Source organism: Chryseobacterium sp. CY350 (genome assembly GCF_027945075.1).
Taxonomy (GTDB): domain Bacteria; phylum Bacteroidota; class Bacteroidia; order Flavobacteriales; family Weeksellaceae; genus Chryseobacterium.
Genome location: NZ_CP116034.1, coordinates 854315 through 870048 on the forward strand (window position 1 = coordinate 854315; position 15734 = coordinate 870048).

The following is a 15734-nucleotide window of genomic DNA, read 5'->3' on the forward strand; positions in this document are numbered from 1 at the left end:
CAAATAATCTTAAAAATTCCTAAAATATGAGCGTATTGAGCATCACTTTCCATTGTACAAAAGATAAGATCGCAGAATGGGAAAATTACGTGGATGATACCTTGTTTTTGATGACAGAAAATCTTCTGGATGTTGAAAAGTATATCTTGTCTGAGGTACACAGCGATTTTATAGAAGATGGAAAAAACTACAATCTTCTTTTAATTTTTGATAACAGCGATAAACGGACAGAGTTTATTGAAAGCGAACTTGAGAACATTACAGAAATTATCGATAAAAAATTCGGTCAGGAAGTCATGATATTTAATACATTTCTGAATCCTAAAAAGACCAGACTGTAATTATTAAAAAAGAAAGAAGCTCCTGATGGAGCTTCTTTTATTTAGTGTCTGCCGTGATGATGGTGACCTCTCTTTTTAACTTGTCCCGGAGCGTAATGCTTTGCACTTCCACCATAAATTTTCTTAGCCTGACCCGGAGGCATTCTGCGACCGTGAGGTTGATGTACGACGCAAGATACCAATAGAGATCCTGCTAAAATTACTGTACCAAATACTTTTAAGAGTCCTTTCATAATTCTTTATTCAGACATTTCCATAAACAATCATGATGCCAAAGATTTATTAAATGAAGAACTAACTATTGAAGTTTAAGAATTATCAAATTACAAATTATCTGTTACTGGGATGCCTATCTTTCAGTTCCTGCACTTTTTTGTCGTGTCCTGGCGGCATCGGTCTTTTACCCGGATGAGGGACGCAGGAGTAGAAAAATGATGCAATAATTAACGCAGCGATTGTATTTTTAAGTAATTTCATTTCCATTAATTTTTAATTATTCATCAAAAGTATACAATCAAAATGCCAAAAGATTTAGCCTTTTAGTGACATTAGAACTTTATCTAAAGAATATTTGAACTTCTTCGTTCGAGCATCACTAAATCCATCCATTTTCCGTGAAGCTGACCCACTTTTTCACGGATTCCAACATTTCTGAAACCATTTTTCAAATGAAATTTTATGGATGCTTCATTTTCCGGAAAAATATTAGACTGTAAAGTCCAGAATCCATGATTTTCGCTGTCTACAATCAATTTTTTCAATAAAAGAGAACCTAAACCTTTTCCGGTAAAGTTTTTGTCAAAATATATACTGACCTCGGCCACACCTCTGAAACATTCTCTTTTACTAACAGGTTTTAAAGCACACCAACCAATCACCGTATTAGTTTCATCTTCCAAAACCCAGCGACAGTCGTTGATAAAACTGGTATTCCAAACCTCTACATTGGGAAGTTCGGTATCAAAAGTAGCGATTCCGCTGTCTATACCCTGCTGAAAAATTTCCATCACACGGCTTTCGTCTTGAGGAAGCATTTCTCTTATTTCGTAATTCATTTTTTAATGATATTTTCTTTTATTTTTTCTTTTAATTCGCGAATAATGCGTCTGCTTATCTTTTTCGTCCTCTGAGATAACACTGATATTTCCATCGACTTCCAAAATTGAAAGTTTTACATTTTCTATTTTTTCTATTCCGTGTTCTCTGATTGATTCATTCAGTTCGTCAAAACTAATCTTCACCTTTCGCAATGCTACATGATCTACAACTCCATCTTTCACTAAAATCACAGGATCAGCTTCCATAAAACTCGCAAAAGAACGATTGGAAAACATCAATCTTTTCAAAGTGAAATTTGCCGCAAACAATACTAAGGCAGCAACAATTCCGCCTTCAAGAGACGTATTCTCTCCCACCATTGCATTCTGTACGGCATTCGAAATCAATAGCAGCAAGACAACATCTCCTGCATTAAGCTGTGAAAGCTGATTTTTACCAAACACCCGAATCGCAATCACCATAAAAAGGAAAACGCAGAGAGAGCGGATAACAACATCGAGGATAGGATTCACGGTAGAAGAAATTTAAATTCAAATGTATACAATTACCGGAAATAAAAAAACTGCTTTTTCAAGCAGTTTAAGGGAAATTGTATATAGTTTGTTTATCAATTATTTCTGATTATCTGTTGTTGATATCAACTCTTACAGGCATTACGAAAGACGATGCGATCATATTTTCATTAAGTTTGTTTGCATCAACTTTGTACTGAAGATGGCTTAAAACATTTTCAATTTCTTTACTCACGTTTTTACAATCACCTTTTGAACGGACATTCACGATTTTTCCGTTTTCTGCAATATCAAATTTCACTTCTGAATTTACGATTCCTTGTTTGTAATCGGAATTTGTAAAATCAAAATTAGCAGCCAACAGATTTCTGATTTCATTGAAGGCATCATTTTTATTTAATTGAACTTCCTGAATCGTATTATTAGAAGTCGTTTGAGCTTTTACATTTCCTGCAATTACTGTTAATCCTAATGCGAAAAGAGAAGCAACAAATATTTGGATTTTATTTTTCATAAGTCTTTGATTTTAAATTATATATTAAACTTGTTTTGATTTCTAATTCAAAGATATAAAAAAATATTCATACTAATTTCACATTGAGTTAACATTGAGTTAACATTGAAATACAAAATATTGATAATCAAATAATTAAATTTTAAAAATAATTGAATTGTTAACATTGGATGCCGATTTTTAAGCACAAAAAAAGCTAAACTTTTAAGGTTTAGCCAATATTTAAAAATTACAAGCCTTCGATAATTCTTTTATTTTCCAATTCATTTATAATAAAATGAGCATCACTTTCACTGATATATTTGTTTTCATAAAGCCAATGTATTCTACCAATTTGCACGTGAACAGGAATTAAATTATCTACTTTATAATAGTTTTTTAGATAGTAGTCTCTTTACTTTCTTTGATTTTTGAAATGAATAAATCAACATCCATCATATCTTTTTTTGTATAGAAAAAGACAATTGGCTTTGTTGCGACCAAATTTTTTGAGTTTTCTTTTCTGAACTCATTATTACATAAACCTACAACCACTAATGCAGGGATCATTATTAAAGCGAAAACAAAAGCACCCATTGATCCTGACAAATCGAAAGATTCATTGATAATAATATTTATAAAAATAGCGTTGAATATGACTGATAAAGCAATACATAGCAATACGACATCTTTAGATTTTCTAAAAACTGTTTCATCATCCTGAATGTCTGTAAAATTCACTTTATATTCCTGTACTTCTTTAGCAAAATTATCTTTTACTAAAACTCCATCTTCAAGAATTTCAAAGTATTTAGAATTTCTACCGTTTTTTTGTTTTAAAATACTCATTAAAATAATACTACATCTCCTTCTTCAAATACTTCCCTGTCAAGCTTTTCTTCGATTTAATAATCTCCTCCGGAGTTCCTTTGGCAATAATCTCACCGCCGTATTTTCCACCTTCAGGACCAACGTCAATAATATGATCTGCCAATTTGATGACATCCATATTATGTTCGATGATGATGAATGAATTTCCTAATTCTACCAATTTATTGATGGCATCCATCAGAATTTTAACGTCTTCAAAATGAAGTCCGGTTGTAGGTTCATCAAGAATATATAAAGTATTTCCGGTTTGTCTTTTTGCGAGTTCTGTTGCCAGTTTGATCCGTTGCGCTTCACCACCGGAAAGTGTGGTCGATTGTTGCCCCATCGTTATATATCCCAAACCGACATCCTGCAAAGTTTTCACTCTTGCAAAAATCTTAGGAATCGGCTGGAAGAAATCTACAGCTTCATCAATCGTCATGTCCAACACATCGGAAATCGATTTTCCTTTGTAACGGACTTCCAGCGTTTCTCTGTTGAAACGTTTTCCGTTGCAGGTTTCGCAATGCACATAAACATCAGGTAAGAAGTTCATTTCAATGACTTTCAAACCGCCTCCCTGACAGGTTTCGCATCTTCCGCCTTTTACGTTGAAAGAAAATCTTCCCGGTTTGTATCCACGGATTTTAGATTCCGGCAATTCAGAAAATAAATTTCTGATATCGGTAAACATTCCTGTATAGGTTGCAGGATTCGAACGTGGCGTTCTACCAATCGGAGTCTGATCTACATCTACAATTTTATCTATATTATCAAGACCTTCTATTTTTTTGTAAGGTAACGGTTCCTGAACGGCTCTGTAAAAATGTTTGTTTAGTATCGGATATAAAGTTCCGTTGATCAGAGAAGATTTTCCGCTTCCTGAAATTCCTGTCACAACCACCAGTTTTCCTAACGGGATCTCAAGGTTTACATTTTTAAGATTATTTCCTGTCGCACCTTTTAAAACGATACTTTTTCCGTTTCCTTCTCTTCTGACTTCCGGAATGGCAATTTTTCTTTTTCCATTGATGTAATCTGCCGTAATCGTATCGGCTTTTAATAGATCTGCAGGTTTTCCCTGCCAAAGAATTTCTCCGCCGAATTTTCCGGCTCTCGGACCAATGTCCAAAACCTCATCGGCTTCCATGATCATATCTTTATCGTGCTCAACTACCAAAACAGAGTTTCCGATGTCACGAAGGTTTTTTAATGATTTAATGAGTCTCTCGTTGTCTCTTTGATGCAAACCGATACTTGGCTCATCCAAAATGTACAATACGTTCACCAGCTGCGAACCAATCTGTGTGGCCAAACGAATTCTCTGAGATTCACCTCCGGAAAGTGTTCTTGAACTTCTGCTCAAACTTAAATATTCCAAACCGACATCCAGCAAAAACTGAAGTCTTGTTTCGATTTCCTTCAAAATTTCGTGAGCAATGATTGCTTGTTTCGGCGAAAATTTATCTTTTACATCTCTCAACCAATCTTTTAAATCTGATAAACTCAAACCGTTGATTTCAGCGATATTTTTTCCGTCGATTTTAAAACTCAAACTTCCCGGCTGTAGACGAGTTCCTTTACATTCAGGACAGGTTTCTTCGGTAGTAAAATGTCTTTCCAACAAAACACCTTCATAAGACTCTTTTTCGTCAATGATTTCTTCCATGAAGGGAATCAAACCATCGAAACTGATCTTTATTTTTTTGGTAATTCCTGCATATTTCAGGTCTTTATTAAATTCTTTGTGGCAACCGTTGTACATATAATCCAACGCTTCCGCCGGAATATCTTTAAACGGAGTTGTCAGTCCCAAACCGAAAATTTCAAGAATATTTTTAATTTGTGCTAAGATCCATTTGTTTGATTTAATATCTTCCAAAGGCAACAATCCTCCCTGATTGATGGATAATTTCGGATTTTCAACAAAATAATCGGTATTGATTTTCTTTATTGTTCCTAAACCTTTACAGTTTGGGCAGCTTCCTTTCGGTGAGTTGAAAGAAAAGGTGTTTGGTTCCGGTAATGCTAAAGAATGACCTGTCTCGGCATCCATGAGGTTTTTTGAGAAATATTCAATTTCTGTACTTCCCAACATTTGAATTCCGATCAATCCTTCACCCATTTCCATGGCAGTTCTCAGAGATTTCTCCATTCTCGCTTCAGAAGCAGATTCGCCGATAATCCAGCGGTCGATGACGATGTCGATGTCGTGGGTTTTGTAACGATCAAGTTTTAAATCATACTCAATATCCTGCAATTCGCCGTCAATTCTAGCTTGTCCGTACCCTTTTTTAGCCATCTGAACAAAAAGTTCGTGGTAATGACCTTTTCTCGAACGTACAACCGGCGCCATCAACATCAGCTTTTCGCCTTTATAATTTTCCTTTATTGTATCAAGAATCTGATCTTCAGTGTAGCTTACCAATTTCTTTCCGGTCGTCTGAGAATACGCATCAGAAACTCTCGCAAATAATAAACGCAGGTAATCGTAAAGTTCTGTTACCGTTCCAACCGTAGAACGCGGATTTTTATTGGTTGTTTTTTGCTCAATTGCAATTACTGGAGAAAGTCCTTCAATTTTATCGACATCAGGACGTTCCAAACCGCCTAAAAACTGACGAGCATAAGCGGAGAAAGTTTCGATGTAGCGACGTTGTCCTTCGGCAAAAATCGTATCAAAAGCCAATGACGATTTTCCGCTTCCGGAAAGTCCGGTGATAACCACCAGTTCGTTTCGCGGAATTTTGACATCAATGTTTTTAAGATTGTGCTCTCTGGCTCCGTAAACTTCTATATATTCTTTTGATTCACTCATAATTTGGGGTGATCTTACATGAAAATCACGATTTGCAAAATTACGGAATTTTATGGAAATTATGGAGTTAAAAATAGTCTTGATTTAATCAGAAATGCATCTATTTCTTTAAATTTTTAAATCTAAATCTCATTCGTCGTTATCATATATCTTCATCAATTTTATTTAAATTTACATCGTATTAATCAATATTCATGAACAGATTACGGCAGCATATCGAAGAAATAAGTCCGATTACGGATGAAGAATTTGAATCTATTCAAAAATTTTTCATCCTTAAAAACGTCCGTAAAAATCAGTTTCTGCTTCACGAAGGTGATGACGTAAAATATGAATATCTGGTTTTAGAAGGAATTTATAAAGTCTTCTACCTCGACGAAAACGGGAAAGAACACATCGTTCAGTTTGCCAAAAAAAACTGGTGGATGACCGATTATTCTGCTTTTTTCAAACTAAACAGCTCGACGATGTTTGTAGAATGTCTCACGGAAGGTGAAGTTCTTTGTCTTACACTGGAAGGACGAGAAAAGTTATCAGCAGATTATCATAAAATGGAACATTTTTTCAGGGTGAAACTTACAAATGGTTTCGTTGCTTTGCAAGAAAGGATAAGGCTGTTGTTATCAGGCACGCCTCAGCAACGATATGAAGAATTTTCAAAATTATATCCTGATCTTATGCTTCAGATTCCGAAAAAATATATTGCAGAATATCTCGGAGTGAGCAGGGAAACTTTGAGCAGACTTTACTCGAATACAAAATAGTATTTATAACTCGTTAATTTTGATCTTTTTCTTTCAAAAATGAGTGAAATCGATGATTCTACGTAGTCAAAAGGCTTTGTTTGCATTATTTTTTTAAGTGTTCTTTATAATTCTTTGTATATCCTTGCTTTTATTTATCGCAAAGTAAGACTAGGATTTTACAATAATTTCTTTTTTAAGATAAACAATGGCATTTCATTTAGCAAAGAAAGACGAGGATTTTTAATTTTCAATTCCTTTTATACCTTTAAATAAATAACGATACTTATAAATTTTAATTGATTTAAATATTGTATAAATTAAGTGTGATTTCGGTCACACTTTTTTTGTGACTTCCCTCCTTCTGTTGAGGTTCTGGATCGCCATACATTTGGTATAGAAATTTAAATCAAAAAACATTCACTAAATTTTTTAAATATGAAACCAAAAGTATTAATCATTTTATCCAATGCAAACTCAATAGGCCCAAACAAAAAAAGAACAGGAATTTTTTTACCAGAAGTCGCACATCCTTACGCAGAATTTGAAAAAGCAGATTTCCAAACAGATTTCGCAAGTTTAACGGGTGAATCACCATTTTTAGATGCATTAAATTTAGCTGATGATCCTGATAATTTGAAATTCCTGACAGGCAAAGGCTGGGAAAATATGCACAAAGCTGCAAAACTTTCTGAAGTTGATGTCAAAAGTTACGATGCGGTATTTATTCCAGGAGGTTTAACGCCTATGGTCGATATGGCGGAAAATGCTGAGCTGAAAAAGGTAATTGCAGAAGTTTATGAGAGAAACGGCGTTGTAGCAGCAGTTTGTCACGGTCCGGTTTCTTTACTCAATGTAAAATTAAGCGATGGAAGTTATTTAGTAGATGGTAAAAATATCGCCTCGTTCACTACTGAAGAAGAAGAAAACTATGCAAAAGCTGATGTTCCTTTCGATTTGCAAACTGCATTGACGGCGCAAGGTGCGATTTTTCATGCGGCGGAAGCTTGGTCTGCGAACAGTATCGCTGACGGAAATTTGGTTACCGGACAAAATCCTGCGTCGGCAAAAGGTGTTGGTGAAAAGATAGTTGCCATTTTAGAATCTAAAAATTCAATTTAAATCAAAAAAAATGAATAAACCAGTTTACGTTCATGCCAAATGGCAGGTAAAAAAAGGAAACTTAGATAAAGTTTTACCACTTTTGAAAGAAGCTTCAAAAAAAAGTGCTGAAGAAGAAGGAAATTTGTTTTATAAAATCCATCAGGACAAAAATGATGAGAACACTTTAATTTTATTTGAAGGCTATGACGATGATGCGGCTCTGGAATTTCATAAAAGTTCAGATCATTTTCAGAATATGGTTGTAAAACAGATAGTTCCTTTGCTGGAAGGCAGGGAAGTAATTTTAATGGATCAGATTATTTAATTTAAAATTCCGAAAAGCTTCAGTTCAATTGATGCTTTTCGGAATTTTTTTGCAGATTAAAATTATAATTTAGTTATTCTGACTTACTTTTCATGATAATTATTTCACGAATGAATTGTAAGAATTTAAGACAGATTCATAAGCAGAATCCATCGTTCTGATGTTCGAATCTTCTATTTTTCCGGACGATTTTGAATCTCTGATCAGCTTTCTGAATTGATCAAGAAATTCTGAAGCACCTTTATTCAAGCTTTCAAACTGAGATTTTTTGTGTGCGTACTGAGGATCTTTTACGTCGAAAGTTTTTGCTGCGTTAGTTTCTACGGCTTTTGCAAACTCGTCATATTTTTTCTGCGCTTCTGCCTCATTAAAACCATTCTGATACTGCTTATCCAACACATCCATCACAGAATCCATAGAATTCATCAGGCTTTTAGATGAAACGATAAAGTTTTTCATCGGATGATCTTTGAGGATTACTTCTTCTGCTGCATCTGTTGCAGGTTTTATTTTAATTAAGATACTTTCACCCGCCGTGAAAAAATCCTGCGCTTCGGCATCAATTTCTTTTTTCAAAGCTTCAGCTTTTGCGCCTTTGTCATCTTTATAGTCTTCTGACGTCATGTAAGATTTCAGCTCTTCATATTTCTTTTCAATGCTTTCTTTTTTGGCTTTGTAGGTGTTGAAAGTGGTCTCAATAATTTCTCTGTCGTTTTCAAATCCTGTAGGAACTTCTTTTATTTTACTTAAAGAGTAATCGAGCGAACTTATTACAATCGGCATGATCATTACATCGCCGCCTTTTGCTTTGGTAAGGGCAGATTCTGCATATTTTACAATGCCTTCAATATGCCTTGTAGAATTTTTATAAGAATCTAAAAAGTCATTATTAAAATCTATAATTGCCTGAGAATTGTTTTCTCCTGCTTTCATGACTACGTTTCCCAGTTTATCCATCCCTTTTTTACAGCTCGTAGCGGCTGTACTCACCGTTATGGCGAGTGCAAATACAATTATTTTTTTCATATAAATCTGTTGTGGTATTATCTTTTAATTTTCAAAAAAATCGGTGTCTTCATTGGTGATCATTACACGATACTCTATTCCGTCTATTGCTTTTGAAACGATTTGATTTCTGAGAATGTTTGCCATATTTTCCCAATACACTCTGCCGTAAAACGAATAATTTTGCGGAACAACCTCAACGTCAACGGTTCTTACAAAGCCTTCTTTCGGTTTGATGCTGATCATTGTTCCTCTTTTTACACGCACGTCTTTCAATTCATCTTTCAGAACCATTCTTACGTAGCTTTTTACATCTTCAAGAGAAATTATTTTATCTCTGGTCGTCAAAGCGTATTTATATGCCTGAATGCTGTCTGTACCTTTCTGCTCTTCGGCGCCGCCTATTGTTTCGGTGACGAGTACCAGAGTTTGAGATTTGATCTGATTTGAAAGTTCGGTTCCCGGTCTCATATGATTGGCAAATGTACAATGGGTAATCCAGAAGGAAGCGTATGTGTGGTCAGTTTTTTCCACAGGCTCCATGATGACATAATTGAGTTCCTGTCTGATGTTTCTTTTGGCATTATTTACTTTCTGCACCATAGATTTCATCTTATCAGACATTTCGCTCAGCATACCTTTCACATTGTCCCGGTTTAGTAATGAGAAAGCGGCGATTTCATCTCTTGTAAGTTCAAGAACATGAGAAATCATATCTACGGCATTTCTATTATTAAATCTTTCCATTCCTCCTTTTCTGACGGTGTATAGACCTTTTTTTAAATCATCTGATGGCGTGAACGGAATTTCTGTATACTTTCTGCCATCGCCATCCTGCACTTCATCTACATAGAGAAAATGCTCACCTTCATCGGTGATTAGAGGAATGTTGTTTCCCATAATATCGAGACTGTACTCTGTTTTTTTCCAGCCACGGTTGTAAATAGGAAAAGCATTAAGAACAAAAGTAAAATTATCTAAAATCTCAGCCGAAAACTGCGGCGGAAACTCAAATGTCAGCCAAAGAATAGATTTTCCGTTGATGTATTTTTCTATTTCTTCCCTGCCATTCAGAAAATCTAAATCCTCAGGAAGTTTCCCCTGTTCTGAAAACAAATCTCTAGACAGGCCCGCAACCTCAATGAATTTATGATGATAAATACTTTTGATATCTTCAATAATTTTTGTCTGAATCGACTGCTCATGAAAAAGCTGTTCGTATCCTTCAGATTGTTCTTTTTTAAGATATGTGATGCCTTCTTTTACAAACAATGGATTTCCGTTGCTGGAAACTTTAACGTATGGTAGCAACTTGTATACATAATCCAAATGCTCAAACGCGGGGTTAGAACAATAAATTGCAAGCGATCTCGGAAACTTTTCGTTTGTATATTTTGAAACGTCAATCCCTACCGTAACTTTTCTGTAATCAGACGGTTTTCCCTGAAATCTGGAAATAGGAATCTTGTTTAAACTCTCGTCTATACTGTAACAGGTATTTCCGACGAACATAATGGAAGTCTGTATCTTATTAGTTCTGATACTTCCTATAGGTGTAAAAGGTATGTTGAGCTGTTTGTCTGATTCCGACTTTATGGTAGAATTCATCTGTTTTCTGAAGAAAAACTCTGTATGCTCAAGCAAAATCTCTGACGACTCAAAAGGCATCGTGTAAGCAACAGCATGCGCCGGGATAGGATGCGTATAAATTGAAGGCGTTAAAAGCTTCGCCAGTTTTTCTAAAATTCTTGCATTGACGGTTTGAATTTCATTATTAGCTTTAAAAACTTCTGTACTGAAAGCATCAATGAGAAGTTTTACGAATGGATCCAGCGATTGCGGACTTTTCAATCCCCAGACTTTGGTAGCATTCTGTAACATTCTGGCTTTTACAGATTCTTTCGAATAGATATTCTGATCTAAATTCATATTTGTGATAAGGTGGTGATTAATCTATTGACATCGGACTCAGAAAAAGCTCGGTGGAAAAACTGAAACGTTCTCCTGTTTCTTCCATTTTTGCGTTGATCGCAATTTTTACTTTTTTCTTGATCTCTGTATGTTCTTTGGTGTCGTAGTTGTGTTCTACGATTTCTACGTGTGCATCGATCTGTGGCTGAATAATTCTAGGCTCGAATTCCAGAATCTGGCGTTTGAGACTTTTAATGAAAACATTTTCCCAGACTGCCGATGTAACTCCGTTATCGAATTCTAAATTCCAAACGTCGTTTCCGTAGTTTTCATCATATCTGTTTTCGCCTTTTTTTGTCGTGATCAGAAGCATAATGTTGTGGGCAATACTTTCACCCATATCGCAGGTGTCTATACTTCCTCCTTCAGACATCAGCACTGATGGCACAAAGGGCATTCTGTAATTTGGTGTGTCCATAGATTTTTCTTCTCTATTTTATTTTTTTTGGTGTCATTAATTAAAATGAAATACCAAATTAATCATTTTCGGGAAATAATTTATGATAATCTTTTGAAACTTTGATGGGACGCAAATCTTGATAGCTAAAATTAATTTAATAAGAGCAATAAAGATTTCAATTTGTACATCATTTAAAATGAAAAAAAACATCATTTAAAGTCGGGAACTTACAAACAATAGTGAAACAAACCTCCCGAGAACTCCGGAAGTCGCAAACAAATCAGCTAACACTTCACGAGAAGTCGGGAACTTACAAACAATAGTGAAACAAACCTCCCGAGAGCTCCGGAAGTCGCAAACAAATCAGCTAACACTTCACGAGAAGTCGGGAACTTACCAACAATAGTGAAACAAACCTCCCGAGAGCTCTGGAAGTCGCAAACAAATCAGCTAACACTTCACGAGAAGTCGGCGAGATTCACTTCGGCTTCGCTTAGGAAACTGCAAAAATTTATGAGTCTGTATTTTTAGTACGATTAATGATATAATAAACCGGAAGTCCCAATAAAACAATCAAAAACCCTGGCCAAGTATATTGTTGCTTATAGATCAGGAGAAGAACGCAAAAAACCGTTCCTATCACCAGATAAATAATTGGCGTTACGGGATACAACCATGTTTTGTAAGGTCTTTCAAGATTGGGCTGTTTGATTCTTAAATAAATCACCCCGAAAACAGTAATCATATAAAAAAGAACGATGACGAATGAAATCATGTCTAAAAGATTTCCGTACTGTCCGCTAAGACACAATACCGAAGCCCAAACTCCCTGCATCCACAAAGCGTTTGACGGAACATCATTTTTATTGTTATCGATCGCTGATTTGAAAAACAAACCGTCTTTTGCCATCGTCTGGAAAACTCTGGCTCCCGCTAAGATCAATCCGTTATTGCAACCGAAGGTGGAAACCATCACCAAAACCGCAATAATTACGGTTCCTGCACTTCCGAAAATATTCTGTGATGCAGCCACCGCTACTCTGTCATTTGCTGCAAATGCAATCGAATCACGATCAATAGCATTTAAATAAACAAAATTAACCGCAATGTATAAAAGCATTACCGCTGAAGTTCCTAAGATCATGGCTTTTACAACATTTTTCTTCGGATTTTCAATTTCTCCCGAAACGAAAGTCACACTTTCCCATGCGACAGAACTGAAAACTGAACCTACCATTGCAGCAGCAATTCCGCCCATTAAAGTCATTCCGTCAATAGATTCCCAACCAGTTTTCAAGAAATTTCCTTCAGCATCTTTATTAATGTTGTTGAATGCACTATTTCCAAAGCTAAAATTTTCTGCTAAATGCGAAAAATCTACAAATATAAAACCTGCAGCAATCAATCCCAATAAAGCTACTATTTTTGAACCTGTAAATAAATTCTGAAGGATTTTTCCGCTTTCTACACCTCTTGTATTGATGTACGTGAGCAAAAGTATTATGGCAATTGCTAAAATCTGAATCCACGTGATTTGAAATTCACCACTCCGAAAAATAGGAGCCGCGTCATTTAATGAAGGAACGAGATACGCCGTAAATTTCCCGAAAGCCATCGCCACGGCAGCAATTGTTCCTGTTTGAATTACTGTAAACAATCCCCAACCGTATAGAAAACCCATTTTTTTGCCGAAAATTTCTGTAAGGTAAGTGTATTGTCCGCCTGCTTTTGGGAACAGTGCAGAAAGTTCGCCATAGCTTATTGCTGCGGCAACTGTCATGATTCCTGTGATTATCCAGACAACGATCATCCAGTATCCTGAGCCGAGATTCCGCATCATATCTGCGCTTACGATAAAGATTCCGCTGCCAATCATGGATCCCATTACGAGCATTGTTGCGTCCCAGAGTTTTAGTTTTTTCTGCATAATTAATTACTACCCTCAAATATAGATAAATCTTCAATTAATTTTGATTTTGTTTTAAATTCATAAACAAACTGATTTTATTCCGCTATATAATCAATATTAATTCAGATTTTATTATTAATTTTGGGGAAAATATTAAAAATGAAATTAAAATCCATATTATTTTTAGTTGCAATCAGTGCTTCTTCTTTGGCATTCTCTCAGGAACAGAAAAAATCTGGCCCGCCTGCCGGAAATGCAATCGTAGGTGATACTTACGGATCTGTAGTTACTTCACCGGAATCGAAAGCAATGACTGTTGATAAATTGGCCAAAAAGCTAAAAAAAGACAGCAAAAAAGTTGAGAATGTTGCGATCAAAGGAAAAGTGGTAGACGTTTGTGATAAAAAAGGTTGTTGGCTGACGATTCAGACGGAAGATGACACACAGTTTTTCGTAAAAATGAAGGATTATGGGTTTTTCGTACCAACTGCTTTGAAGGGTAAAAATGTAGTTTTAGAAGGTAACGCAGAAAGAAAAGTAACTTCTATCGACGAACAAAAGCACTATGCTGAAGATGCTAAAAAGCCTCAAGCCGAAATCGACGCGATCACAAAACCAAAAGAAGAAATCAGATTTGTTGCCAACGGAATTAAAGTTGTTAACTAAATTAAGATAAATTTTAAAGAAAAGCGGAACAGTTTATTTGTTCCGCTTTTTTTTATTCTTCAATTTTAAAACTGACTTCCGCATCCAATTTGGGATATTTTGTATCGCTTACAAATCTTTTTCCTGTACAATCGATCTCCAGCCAACCTTTTCTTTTAGTGACATCTCCAACTTCCATCACAAAAGGAATAAATGAAATTTCTTCTTTTCCTTCCTCCAAAATTTCTTTAAACTGAACGGCAATATCAAGAATGCATTCGTGCTCAGTATTCAATTTCACATTTCTGTAGATAATATCGTAATGTGTTTCCAGATTTTCCGGTATTTCAAGATACTTTTCCCATCCTGTAGTTTCAGATTTTAATTCGCTGATGGCTTTTAATGCGTAATAAAGAGCAATCGTATAATATTTTCTCGTTCCTTTACGTGTATAGTCATCTATAAAATGTCCTCCTTCGAAAAGAATCGTCGGCATTCCTGCCTTGATGAAATTATCACCTGTAGAAGTGGGATAGAACTCATCGGTATATCTTCCGATCTGATTAGGAATCAATTCTTTTAAATGGTCGTAAATCTGACCGATTACTGCCATACATTTCTTTCTATTTTCCGTAACCGATCTTTCTTCATTTTCTGAAGGAGCTAAAAACGAGAGTGTCGCAGGATGAACACCGTCTGTTGTGAAAATCGTGCGTTGCTCGTGGAGATTAAGAGCGTAATCATATTTTTTATCAAAAGCCAGACTTTTCAGAATTTTAATTTCTGTACTTGCTTCATTATGGAAATCACGGTTCAGATCAATTTCCTCAGCAGTAAGTCTCGTCCATCTTTCAGAACCGTCAGGATTTAGCATAAAGATAAAATCTAAACTTATCCGACTGAAAAGTTCATCCTTCAATTCATGAGCTTTATCCAATGTCACTAAAAGATCAAGCATTGCATGAGTTGCGTTCGATTCGTTTCCATGCATTTGAGACCACGCCAAAACTTTTGTTTTTCCAGTTCCAAGAGTCAATTTATAAATTGGCTTACCTAAGAAAGATCTACCTATCTCCACAATAGACTCGCTGAGATTGGCATGTAGGTAAGAATATAATTTTTCAGGAGAAATGTAGCGATTTAGGAAATCGGGATTTTGGATATACAAATGTTCAAAATTCATTTAACTCAATTTACAAGAGTCAAAATTAATGATTTTTGACAACAAATTAAAATTTACATTTGTAATAATGCTAAACAATGATAATTGCCAAAAAGTCTGTTAGTTAAATTGTGGATTGCGAAAAATTTAAATATACTACTTTAAAAAACTTTTAATCAACCATTTACATTATTTATATCAAGTAAAATTTTATAATTACTTTAAGTGTAGATTATCGTATATAACTGGAAATGAGTGTTATTTTGCTAAACATTCTAATTGTGGATTAACCATAAAATCAGGTAAATTACACAAATGTAAATTGGTGTAATTTTTCAATATTTCATCTACTTAAACACCTAAAATGTGCTTTACCG

17 protein-coding genes are annotated in these 15734 nt (G+C 35.2%); 5 read left to right on the forward strand and 12 right to left on the reverse strand.

The features are described 5' to 3' along the window. Positions 1–26: 26 nt before the first annotated feature. Complete coding sequence (locus PGH12_RS03870) at positions 27–341, forward strand: DUF4286 family protein (RefSeq protein WP_267599188.1); 315 nt, start codon at positions 27–29, stop codon at positions 339–341. Positions 342–382: 41 nt separating this feature from the next. Here PGH12_RS03870 and PGH12_RS03875 read toward each other — a convergent pair whose 3' ends face one another. The 7 genes from PGH12_RS03875 to uvrA form a co-directional block, all read right to left on the reverse strand. Next, positions 383–574, reverse strand: coding sequence for a hypothetical protein (locus PGH12_RS03875; RefSeq protein WP_267599189.1), 192 nt, complete (start codon positions 572–574; stop codon positions 383–385). Between the two features lie 97 nt (positions 575–671). Continuing rightward, positions 672–818: a hypothetical protein gene (locus tag PGH12_RS03880; RefSeq protein ID WP_267599190.1), complete on the reverse strand. Its 147-nt coding sequence runs from the start codon at positions 816–818 to the stop codon at positions 672–674. A gap of 83 nt (positions 819–901) precedes the next feature. Then, a complete protein-coding gene (locus PGH12_RS03885) occupies positions 902–1396 on the reverse strand; it encodes a GNAT family N-acetyltransferase (protein WP_267599191.1) in 495 nt (164 codons plus the stop codon). Between the two features lie 3 nt (positions 1397–1399). Further along, the gene (locus PGH12_RS03890) at positions 1400–1912 is read right to left on the reverse strand and encodes a DUF421 domain-containing protein (RefSeq protein ID WP_267599192.1); all 513 of its coding nucleotides are present in this window, start codon (positions 1910–1912) and stop codon (positions 1400–1402) included. A 109-nt stretch (positions 1913–2021) separates the two neighbouring features. Next, the gene (locus PGH12_RS03895) at positions 2022–2426 is read right to left on the reverse strand and encodes a hypothetical protein (protein WP_267599193.1); all 405 of its coding nucleotides are present in this window, start codon (positions 2424–2426) and stop codon (positions 2022–2024) included. 378 nt (positions 2427–2804) lie between these two features. Continuing rightward, the gene (locus PGH12_RS03900) at positions 2805–3254 is read right to left on the reverse strand and encodes a hypothetical protein (protein ID WP_267599194.1); all 450 of its coding nucleotides are present in this window, start codon (positions 3252–3254) and stop codon (positions 2805–2807) included. A 10-nt stretch (positions 3255–3264) separates the two neighbouring features. Continuing rightward, positions 3265–6093, reverse strand: a complete 2829-nt coding sequence (uvrA, locus tag PGH12_RS03905) for an excinuclease ABC subunit UvrA (RefSeq protein WP_267599195.1) — start codon at positions 6091–6093, stop codon at positions 3265–3267. Between the two features lie 194 nt (positions 6094–6287). On the opposite strand from uvrA, the gene PGH12_RS03910 reads away from it, so the two are divergent. The 3 genes from PGH12_RS03910 (at position 6288) to PGH12_RS03920 (ending at position 8265) form a co-directional block, all read left to right on the forward strand. After that, entirely contained in the window at positions 6288–6857 is a 570-nt protein-coding gene (locus tag PGH12_RS03910) for a Crp/Fnr family transcriptional regulator (RefSeq protein ID WP_267599196.1), read from the forward strand. Between the two features lie 417 nt (positions 6858–7274). Next, complete coding sequence (locus PGH12_RS03915; RefSeq protein ID WP_267599197.1) at positions 7275–7958, forward strand: type 1 glutamine amidotransferase domain-containing protein; 684 nt, start codon at positions 7275–7277, stop codon at positions 7956–7958. 10 nt (positions 7959–7968) lie between these two features. Next, complete coding sequence (locus PGH12_RS03920; RefSeq protein ID WP_267599198.1) at positions 7969–8265, forward strand: putative quinol monooxygenase; 297 nt, start codon at positions 7969–7971, stop codon at positions 8263–8265. Positions 8266–8364: 99 nt separating this feature from the next. On the opposite strand, the gene PGH12_RS03925 is transcribed toward PGH12_RS03920, so the two are convergent. The 4 genes from PGH12_RS03925 to PGH12_RS03940 form a co-directional block, all read right to left on the reverse strand. Further along, positions 8365–9291, reverse strand: a complete 927-nt coding sequence (locus tag PGH12_RS03925) for a DUF3829 domain-containing protein (RefSeq protein WP_267599199.1) — start codon at positions 9289–9291, stop codon at positions 8365–8367. Between the two features lie 24 nt (positions 9292–9315). Further along, the gene (locus PGH12_RS03930; RefSeq protein ID WP_267599200.1) at positions 9316–11199 is read right to left on the reverse strand and encodes a type VI secretion system baseplate subunit TssF; all 1884 of its coding nucleotides are present in this window, start codon (positions 11197–11199) and stop codon (positions 9316–9318) included. Between the two features lie 19 nt (positions 11200–11218). Then, complete coding sequence (locus tag PGH12_RS03935; protein ID WP_267599201.1) at positions 11219–11659, reverse strand: GPW/gp25 family protein; 441 nt, start codon at positions 11657–11659, stop codon at positions 11219–11221. Positions 11660–12152: 493 nt separating this feature from the next. Then, complete coding sequence (locus PGH12_RS03940; RefSeq protein WP_267599202.1) at positions 12153–13568, reverse strand: APC family permease; 1416 nt, start codon at positions 13566–13568, stop codon at positions 12153–12155. A gap of 141 nt (positions 13569–13709) precedes the next feature. Here PGH12_RS03940 and PGH12_RS03945 point away from each other — a divergent pair, with 141 nt between their 5' ends. After that, complete coding sequence (locus PGH12_RS03945; protein WP_267599203.1) at positions 13710–14216, forward strand: DUF4920 domain-containing protein; 507 nt, start codon at positions 13710–13712, stop codon at positions 14214–14216. Between the two features lie 52 nt (positions 14217–14268). On the opposite strand, the gene PGH12_RS03950 is transcribed toward PGH12_RS03945, so the two are convergent. Further along, a complete protein-coding gene (locus tag PGH12_RS03950; RefSeq protein WP_267599204.1) occupies positions 14269–15378 on the reverse strand; it encodes a M14 family zinc carboxypeptidase in 1110 nt (369 codons plus the stop codon). Positions 15379–15734: the final 356 nt, after the last annotated feature.